Origin of the sequence: Coleofasciculus chthonoplastes PCC 7420 (assembly GCF_000155555.1) — a bacterium.
Taxonomy (GTDB): domain Bacteria; phylum Cyanobacteriota; class Cyanobacteriia; order Cyanobacteriales; family Coleofasciculaceae; genus Coleofasciculus; species Coleofasciculus chthonoplastes_A.
In genome coordinates this window covers 20,946-28,805 of record NZ_DS989884.1, presented here as the reverse complement: position 1 = coordinate 28,805, position 7,860 = coordinate 20,946, and the positions used below count along the sequence as shown (strand labels likewise).

Here is a 7,860-nt window from a genome sequence, read left to right as displayed (position 1 = left end):
AAATAGAATACCAGTCATTGTAGAGGAGAGGAGGCTTCTCAAAGCAATGCTGTTGAACACTATCATGCTCAAAGAGAACCGGGATGATACTAGCTCAAACTGTACTAGCTACGTTTAAAGATGCCAGTGAGAAACTGACAGGTCACCGTAAACGAGATTTTATCGCGTCTGTCACCGAAGATTATTTTGATGGGTCAGCCCGCAAAGCGGAAACCGCTATGGGCTGGAATCGCCATAGCGTACAACTGGGATTGAATGAACGGCGAACCGGACTTATCTGTGTAGATAACTATCAAGCAAGAGGGCGACACAAAACGGAACAAGTGCTGCCTAACTTAGAAGCGGATATCCACTCCCTGGTAGATAGAGAAGCCCAAGCCGACCCAAAATTTCAATCGACCTTTCTATATACGCGCATCAGTGCCAAAGCAGTCCGAGAGGCATTAGTAAACGAAGTTGGTTACTCTGAGAGCGACTTGCCCTCTAGGCAGACAATAGGTGAAATTCTCAACCGCTTGGGGTATCGCCTAAAAAAACCCAAAAAACAAAACCTTTAAAAAAAACGCCTCAAACCGATGCCATTTTCGATAATGTATTTAAACAGAATCAGGCATCAGATGAAAATCCCAAATCGTTGCGAGTATCTATTGATACCAAAGCCAAGGTCAAAATTGGCAATCTGTCCAGAGGTGGTAAGGCACGGACTTTGAAGCCGAAAAAGGCGGATGACCACGATACCCAGTGGCAAGGTATCTTAATCCCCTTTGGTATTCTCAACACCCACAGCGAACAATTATCGATTTATATGGGTCACTCTGTTGAAACTAGTGACTTTATCGTCGATTGTTTAACTGCTTGGTGGAAACAAAATCAACCCGATTATCCGGAGATTTCTGAATGGGTGATTGATCTTGATGGCGGTGTAGCAACTCGCAGTGACCGCACCCAATTTATCAAACGAATGGTTGAACTTTCCCAAGAGATTGATGTAAAAATTCGCCTGATTTACTATCCTCCCTACCACAGCAAGTACAATCCGATAGAACGCTGTTGGGCCGTCCTAGAAAACTATTGGAATGGTGCCATTTTAGACTCAGTAGAAGCTGCCATACAATGGGCTGCCAATATGACTTGGAAGGGAATTGCTCCAATTGTCCATCACATCGAAACCATCTATGAAAAAGGCATCAAAGTCCTGCCCACAGAGTTAGAAGATTACTATCCCTTCTGGCAGCGTTCTGAAACATTGCCTAAATGGGATATCACAATTGTCCCTAGTTAACTCTCTCCTTACAAGGAGAGGGAAAAACTAAAATAAGTTTGCGTATGATATACGCAAATATAGGACTAATATAATATAATATATTATATTGACCTTTGGTCAAACCTATGCATTAACCTGAAGTTCCCCCAGCCAAAAAATCTTGCACTGCCTCACTGTGATGTAGCGAGGGTTTTCACCGATAAGATTGTTTATTGGAAGAATAGCGCGATAGGTTCCTTCTTCAGCAGGCATCGCCAACGCGCTATTCTTGCCAGTGCTACTTATGTACGATTTTTGAGGGGCTTGAGCGTTAAAACTATTACAGTATAAGGCTTGACGCTGGGTGCAGTACATCTGTATGGGGGAACTTCAGATTCATGTTCTTTGACCCCAATCGAGGCGGGCGACGAGTAAGTTGTCGGGATAGTCGCACCAGCGAGGACTGGGCAGAGGAGGTGAAACATCTATTAGATGTTGACTATCCTCATGCTCCTAACATCCGACTATTGTGTGACAACCTCAATAACATGAAGTTGCGATCGCGTCCAGTAGAAAGGTGTTCTCAAATTCTTGTTGGCGGGTGGTTGTGGACTCATCCAGATATTTGGAGAGCGATCGCGTCCAGTATAGGGGTGTTCTCATTATTAAATCCGTTTTCCCCGATACTAATGCACCATTTTAGCTGGGTCACGCCAGTAGGGTGAGCTGCTCAAGGATTGCTGCCGCGATGCACTAGACTATACCTGAATGGCATCGCCAGAATGTAGTTAGTACGGTTTGAGCTAGTATCATCCCAGTTCTCTTTGAGCATGATAGTGTTCAACAGCATTGCTTTGAGAAGCCTCCTCTCCTCTACAATGACTGGTATTCTATTTTTCCGCAAGTCCCTAACGGGGTAAGCCAAAACGGTGATCAGGCGGTGATTATGGAGGAAGATGAAGGGGTTTGCGATCGCGCCCCTGACGGGGTGAACCAAAAACTTGGTTGGGCGGTCATGGTGGAGCAAGAGGAAGAGGTTTGCGATCGCGCCCTTGATATAGGTCAACCTGACTTGGACAAGCAAACCGATAAAAAATGTACTTGACATAGCTAGCTTGCATAAGTGAGATTACAGCAATGCGCTTACCCTTGAAACTCCAGGAATGAAGCTTTATGTCTGAAGGATTTGAAACTCAATCGGATCAAGCCAAGAAAAGTAATCGTCATCAGCCAAAGCCAGAAGAAGCCGTCTCAATTGAAGTTATTCAACAGAGTTTAGTCAAGAATTTTTCGCTCCATAAGAGATCCAAGAGTAGAGCGAACAAAGAAACATCAACTCACCGATATTTTAGTGATTGCGATTCTTGCCGTCATCGCCGGAGCGCAAGGGTGGGAAGATATTGAGAATTACGGCATCAGTAAGCAACAGTGGTTAGAAGAATTTTTAGCACTACCAAACGGAATCCCGTCCGATGACACTTTCCGACGGGTATTTGAGTTCATCAACCCAGAAGAATTGAATCGTTGCTTTCTCAAATGGGTAGAAACTCTGGTGACCAAGATGGGAGGAGAGATAATTCCCATAGACGGAAAAACAATTCGGGGTTCTTACGACCGAAATCAAAGAAAATCAGCACTACATATGATTAGTGCCTGGGCAAGTGAACAAAACTTGGTATTAGCACAGATGAAAGTGGAAGATAAATAAACACGAAATTACAGCTATTCCTGCCTTATTAGAATTACTAGATATCACCGATGCTATTATCACCATTGATGCGATGGGGACTCAAACCGAAATTGCTCAAAAGATTATCGAAAAGAAAGCGGATTATGTCCTGGCACTCAAGGCAAATCATCCGACTCTCTACCACCAGGTTAAAACATGGTTTGAACAGGCTTCGGCACAGAATTTTAAAGGCATTGATGTCAGTTATGATCAACGTATTGAAAAAGGACATTATCGCACGGAAATCCGTCAAGTCTGGTCGGTTCCGGCTTCGGCTATTGGCGAACTTTACCAACCCCGACTTTGGGTAGGAATTCAAAGTGTTGTTATGGTTATCCGGGTTCGCCGTCTTTGGAATCACACTACTCGTGATGTTCAGTTTTATCTGACTTCTTTACACAGTGACGCCCTACTTTTAGGTCGAGCTATCCGCAAACATTGGGGTATTGAAAACCAGGCTCATTGGACTCTGGATTGTACTTTCGCAGAAGATGCTTGTCGGATTCGCTCCTTCCACAGTCCCCGGAATTTTTCTCTCCTCCGACGCATTGCTCTCAATGCGCTCAATCGTGAACAAACTTACCAACGTAGTCTCCGACAAAAAATGAAACGGACTGCTATGGATAACGATTATATGATTCGAGTTCTTTCCTCGTGTTTCATTGACTCTACCTTAAATTACTCTGACTCCTTATGTCAAGCCTAATTTAGATGCTCTTACCCTGGGAATGTTAAGCATAAATGACTCAATTAAGCGCGATTGCATTTTTTCATCCCAACGCTTTCGCCGATGGAAAAACGGTCTAATCTCTATATATCCCGGTTTCTTGAGCGCATTGACAAAACTGGGCAGCTTCTCACGATTCATTTCAGTGAGTATTCTTCTTTCTCGTTTCTCATACTTGGCATTAATCTCATCATCAGACATTTTCTTGGGATCTTTCGCTGGGGGAGTTTCCCACATTGTTTTTTCGGCTGGCGCAAGTGGCATTAGCGATATACTCCAAAATGGCGTTTATTATCAATTATAGAGATACTGAAGACTAGGGGGCAGCAACGTAAGCGTGCCGAGCCGCCATCGTGTGTTAGCGGAGCGTAACGCACCGCCTATTCATGTATTTACTAAATATGCCACTCGGCTAACTCTTCCAAGGTGAGGTTTAGCAAATCACACAATATTTTCATTTGTGCAGGATATAGCTTGGGAATGTGCCTGCCAGCTTCCCAGTTTTTCACCGTCGTTATCGTTACATCTAATTTATGAGCCAGTTGCCGTTGGGTCAAATTTAACGATTCTCGTCGTTGTTTCAGCTTTTCTCCCAAATTAGCCATTTTTAAGCGATCGCGTCTTGCCTTTACCTACATTCCTTTCCCAATCAGTCACTCACGTTTGCTGTCTGACTCTTGGGCTTCATTAAAACTAGGAAGTTCGTCTAAAGGACATTGCAAGATGCTACATAAAGCCTGTGTCTGACGAATCGTGAGTCGAGGTTCAAATCTGCCAGCTTCCCAATTACTCACAGTTTGATCCGTGACGCCTACCGCATCCGCTACCTGTTTCTGAGTTAGCCCTAACCGTTTTCTTAGCTTCATCAGCTTATGACCTGAACTCATTGCCTCCTGATTGCCTTAACTATACTCTGCCAACTCGTCTAAGGTTAAATCGAGCAAATCACACAATGCTTTCGTCTGGATGGGGTATAGCTTTGGAATATGTCTGCCAGCTTCCCAATTTTTCACAGTAGTTACCGTCACACCTAATTGATCAGCGACTTGCTGCTGCGTCAGATGCAGTGATTCACGTTGGCGTTTAAGCTTTTCCCCCACACTCGTCATTACTGTTTTATTCCAGAATCCTCATGGTTAAATTGACTTAACCAGAATTTGCCCGTAATATAAAGGCAGAACTTCAGATGGTCAGAAAGCCAGTGCCTCCGGGCGACCAACCTCTTAGCACTGGCTCTGGCTCCAATTTCAGATGGAGACACATTTATTATGCCTTACAAACAACGCCTTTATCCTTGGGTGCTGGTTCGCCTGCTACCCAAAATGCAAGGAGTCACTGTAGCACAGTATCGTAGCCGTTCCGATGCGGATGGTCATCTGTGCATACTCCGCCGTCTGATGCCGAATGCCCAATTTGTGGTGATGTTTAATCCGGGCTTACCACCAGAGTATCAACAGAACTCACGCTAAACTGTTCAGCATTTAAACCTTAATGCCAACAAGGGCAAAAGCCGTGTAGTGCGAGCATCTTGCTCGCTACTAATACCCAATTGAAATGCATGACAGCTTAGCACGTCCGTGGAAAGGGCGCACGTCTGTGCGCCCCTACGGTTTCTGGGTGTGAAGCTCATCAATAAAATATTCCTCAAATCCTTACGTAAAGGTAACTTGCTTCTTTTCGGAAGCGAGTATAACAAATGACAAATGACAAATGACGAATGACAAATGACCTACTCCTTCACAATCTCAAACAAATCCTCTATCAATACATCAAATGTCCGTGCTAACTTCAGCAACGCCCCAATATCCACCATCGTCATTCCTGGCGATCGCGCGTAGGTTTTGATGGTACTATAGGGTACTCCAGACCGTTCAGCGACATCCAGCAACGTCCAGTTCTCCCTGGCAGCTAGTTCCCTAATCCGCAACCGAACTCGTTCGCCTCTTGACATAAAGTTTAAATTTCGTCTACATTAAGCAAATTAAAAGCGATCGCACCTAAGTTTACGAAGCCAGATAGCGATCGCTATGTCCTATCAAAATACAACCCCATGATTTGGGGCGCATCTCCTATGTTATCAACACTTCAGCTAAAATCAAGAGCCACTCATCCGTTACAGCGATTTGTTACTCCAGAAGCCATTGCGCTTCTGCTCAATCTCCATCCTGATGAGATTTATCGCATTGACTGCTGGCGATATGTGATTCATGTTGTTGGCAAGGGAGTCAGCACGTTTATCAGTTACGCCGATATCCCGCCAATTGTAGGCGTAGACTCGCCCACGCTGAAAGATACCCTCTGTTGGCGCAGGCGCTGGCGCAAGAATCGGTACAAAGCACCGGACTTTTGGGCGAAATTTTATCAGCAGAAGTTTCAGCAATCCCTTTCTCTGTCAGAACTGTATCAATGGGGAGAATTAGTGAACCGGATTCAATTTGGACTATCTGGCGCAACCCTAGAGTGGCTGCGAAGCATTTATTTGACACTCCCCGCACTAAAGTGACGGGGATTCTTTCGTCTCAGGGATTCCAATGAATTTACCCTCAGAAAGCATCTTGACCGTGTGTCCCACGGCTGCAAGTCCACGAATGCAGACTACTTGAGCGGCGGCAACGTCTCTATCAGTTGTGTAGCCGCAATGACCACATGAATGAATGCGCTGAGATAGCAGCTTTTTACCCGTTTCTGTTAGACAGTTAGGGCATATCTGACTCGTTTTCTTGGCATCAGTTTTGAGGAAAAACACACCACGCTTAAAGCAGCACTGCTCTAGTATCTGGAGGAACTGCCCCCACCCAGCATCCAGGCAGTGTTTACCTAACATTCCTTTGGCTAACGCTTTTAGGTTAAGTGATTCAGCGAATATCATACCCGCCCAATCACAAAGATTATGCGCTAACTCCCAGTGGTAATTTTTCCTGATGTTGGCTATCCGTTCGTGTAATCGGCTTACTTTGGCTTGTGCCTTTTTCCGGTTGTTACTCCCTAAGCGCTTCCTACTTACTTTTTGTTGCAGCAATTTAAGCTTGCGTTCAAGTTTCCGGAAGGGCTTGGGATTAGGGAATAATCTACCGTTAGAAACCGCGACAAAATGACTGATACCTACATCTATGCCTATGGCTTCACCGTGGGGCATTGGCTGAGGCACATCTAGATCCCACTGAGCGAAGTCGAAGTGTAGGGTTAACATGACGTACCAGCCTGATGCACGTTTAACTACACGGGCTTGTTTGATGATTGCTCCCTCTGGTATTGGGCGCGATTGGTTGAATTTAACCAACCCAATCATGGGTAGTTTAACCGCGTTCTCTTGGATTGGTTCAACTCCTAACTGAGGAAACACAAATGACCGCATTGTCCCAACTTTTTTGAACCGTGGGAACCCGTGTCCACCTTCCCACATACTGACAAACGCTTTCTCTAGCCGCTTAAGTGTTTGTTGGAGTACCTGTGAGTGTACCCGCTTTAGGTTGGAACTTGTTTTCCGGTATGCGGTTAAGGCGACTGCTTGCCGATTATAGGTGGGTCTAGGGGTATCAGCCGAAATGATGTATTCAGACCGGAGCGAACAGGCGTTAATCTGACAACTACGAGACTTAAACCAATCTTTACGCTCACCTAATGCGTAGTTATACACACGACGGTTTTGCTCTAACCAATCCTCAAAGATGGCTACCTGATTTTTTGTGGGCTTAAGCTTAAATTCGTAGGTCAGATTAAACACATTAATCACCTCCTTACCCTATTGTACGCTATTAGTTAATTATCGTCCGGACGTTTGTCAAGACTCGCAGCTAAAGCGGCTATGCTGGACGCCTCCCTCGGTTTCATCCCCCGGTTAAAACGCGGGGGTTTTCACCATCGCTATCAGATAAAGGAGAGAGAATCATTCGACTTCTGAAACAAAGCCGGATATATCTCATCTGTTGCACCATTCTCAATCAGCCAAACCGTAGGGGCGCACCGACGTGCATTGGTATCAACTTAAGCGCCAAAAGCACGACTGGCAAGCTTTTCACCCTCATCCCCTAACCCCTTCTCCGGACTCCCCTCGTTCCCCCCTACCCCCCTCGTTCCCCCCTACAAGAGCAGGGCTAATTCATTGTGATGAGAGAAAATTAGGGCGACCAGGATTTAGGGTAAACTAAATCTTGCAACCAG

At 45.2% G+C, this 7,860-nt stretch carries 8 protein-coding genes and 4 pseudogenes; 6 read left to right on the top strand and 6 right to left on the bottom strand.

Features of this window, described 5'->3' with window-relative positions; all coding sequences use genetic code 11:
• Window positions 1-83: 83 nt before the first annotated feature.
• The 4 genes and pseudogenes from MC7420_RS44275 (at window position 84) to MC7420_RS34225 (ending at window position 3,678) form a co-directional block, all read left to right on the top strand.
• Window positions 84-1,282 (top strand): annotated as a pseudogene (locus MC7420_RS44275) (ISAzo13 family transposase).
• A 356-nt stretch (window positions 1,283-1,638) separates the two neighbouring features.
• Window positions 1,639-1,806: pseudogene (locus tag MC7420_RS37635) on the top strand (IS630-like element ISMae25 family transposase); the annotation flags it as partial.
• 383 nt (window positions 1,807-2,189) lie between these two features.
• A complete protein-coding gene (locus MC7420_RS41005) occupies window positions 2,190-2,348 on the top strand; it encodes a hypothetical protein (protein WP_006105647.1) in 159 nt (52 codons plus the stop codon).
• Window positions 2,349-2,416: 68 nt separating this feature from the next.
• Window positions 2,417-3,678: pseudogene (locus tag MC7420_RS34225) on the top strand (ISAs1 family transposase).
• Window positions 3,679-3,696: 18 nt separating this feature from the next.
• On the opposite strand, the pseudogene MC7420_RS34220 reads toward MC7420_RS34225, so the two are convergent.
• From MC7420_RS34220 to MC7420_RS34205, 4 genes and pseudogenes are all read right to left on the bottom strand, one after another.
• A pseudogene (locus tag MC7420_RS34220) lies at window positions 3,697-3,963 on the bottom strand (hypothetical protein); the annotation flags it as partial.
• Window positions 3,964-4,094: 131 nt separating this feature from the next.
• Window positions 4,095-4,304, bottom strand: a complete 210-nt coding sequence (locus MC7420_RS34215) for a helix-turn-helix transcriptional regulator (RefSeq protein WP_006105609.1) — start codon at window positions 4,302-4,304, stop codon at window positions 4,095-4,097.
• Window positions 4,305-4,352: 48 nt separating this feature from the next.
• Complete coding sequence (locus tag MC7420_RS34210; RefSeq protein WP_006105695.1) at window positions 4,353-4,586, bottom strand: helix-turn-helix transcriptional regulator; 234 nt, start codon at window positions 4,584-4,586, stop codon at window positions 4,353-4,355.
• Between the two features lie 15 nt (window positions 4,587-4,601).
• Complete coding sequence (locus MC7420_RS34205) at window positions 4,602-4,808, bottom strand: helix-turn-helix transcriptional regulator (RefSeq protein ID WP_006105643.1); 207 nt, start codon at window positions 4,806-4,808, stop codon at window positions 4,602-4,604.
• 159 nt (window positions 4,809-4,967) lie between these two features.
• On the opposite strand from MC7420_RS34205, the gene MC7420_RS34200 reads away from it, so the two are divergent.
• A complete protein-coding gene (locus MC7420_RS34200) occupies window positions 4,968-5,168 on the top strand; it encodes a hypothetical protein (RefSeq protein WP_006105637.1) in 201 nt (66 codons plus the stop codon).
• A gap of 260 nt (window positions 5,169-5,428) precedes the next feature.
• Here the strand turns inward: MC7420_RS34200 and MC7420_RS34195 are convergent, their stop codons facing one another.
• Window positions 5,429-5,650, bottom strand: coding sequence for a helix-turn-helix domain-containing protein (locus tag MC7420_RS34195; protein ID WP_044210723.1), 222 nt, complete (start codon window positions 5,648-5,650; stop codon window positions 5,429-5,431).
• Window positions 5,651-5,770: 120 nt separating this feature from the next.
• Between MC7420_RS34195 and MC7420_RS34190 the strand changes: the two genes are divergently transcribed.
• A complete protein-coding gene (locus MC7420_RS34190) occupies window positions 5,771-6,202 on the top strand; it encodes a hypothetical protein (protein ID WP_157453401.1) in 432 nt (143 codons plus the stop codon).
• Here MC7420_RS34190 and MC7420_RS34185 read toward each other — a convergent pair.
• Window positions 6,194-7,423 carry an RNA-guided endonuclease InsQ/TnpB family protein gene (locus MC7420_RS34185; RefSeq protein WP_044210752.1) on the bottom strand — a complete coding sequence of 410 codons (1,230 nt, stop codon included), beginning with the start codon at window positions 7,421-7,423 and terminating at the stop codon, window positions 6,194-6,196. The genes MC7420_RS34190 and MC7420_RS34185 overlap by 9 nt on opposite strands.
• Window positions 7,424-7,860 lie beyond the last annotated feature (437 nt).

Excerpts from the sequence above, each read along its gene's own strand:
- MC7420_RS41005 (WP_006105647.1), top strand. The coding sequence starts at position 2,190 with ATGGAGGAAGATGAAGGGGTTTGCGATCGCGCCCCTGACGGGGTGAAC.
- MC7420_RS34215 (WP_006105609.1), bottom strand. The coding sequence starts at position 4,304 with ATGGCTAATTTGGGAGAAAAGCTGAAACAACGACGAGAATCGTTAAAT.
- MC7420_RS34210 (WP_006105695.1), bottom strand. The coding sequence starts at position 4,586 with ATGAGTTCAGGTCATAAGCTGATGAAGCTAAGAAAACGGTTAGGGCTA.
- MC7420_RS34205 (WP_006105643.1), bottom strand. The coding sequence starts at position 4,808 with ATGACGAGTGTGGGGGAAAAGCTTAAACGCCAACGTGAATCACTGCAT.
- MC7420_RS34200 (WP_006105637.1), top strand. The coding sequence starts at position 4,968 with ATGCCTTACAAACAACGCCTTTATCCTTGGGTGCTGGTTCGCCTGCTA.
- MC7420_RS34195 (WP_044210723.1), bottom strand. The coding sequence starts at position 5,650 with ATGTCAAGAGGCGAACGAGTTCGGTTGCGGATTAGGGAACTAGCTGCC.
- MC7420_RS34190 (WP_157453401.1), top strand. The coding sequence starts at position 5,771 with ATGTTATCAACACTTCAGCTAAAATCAAGAGCCACTCATCCGTTACAG.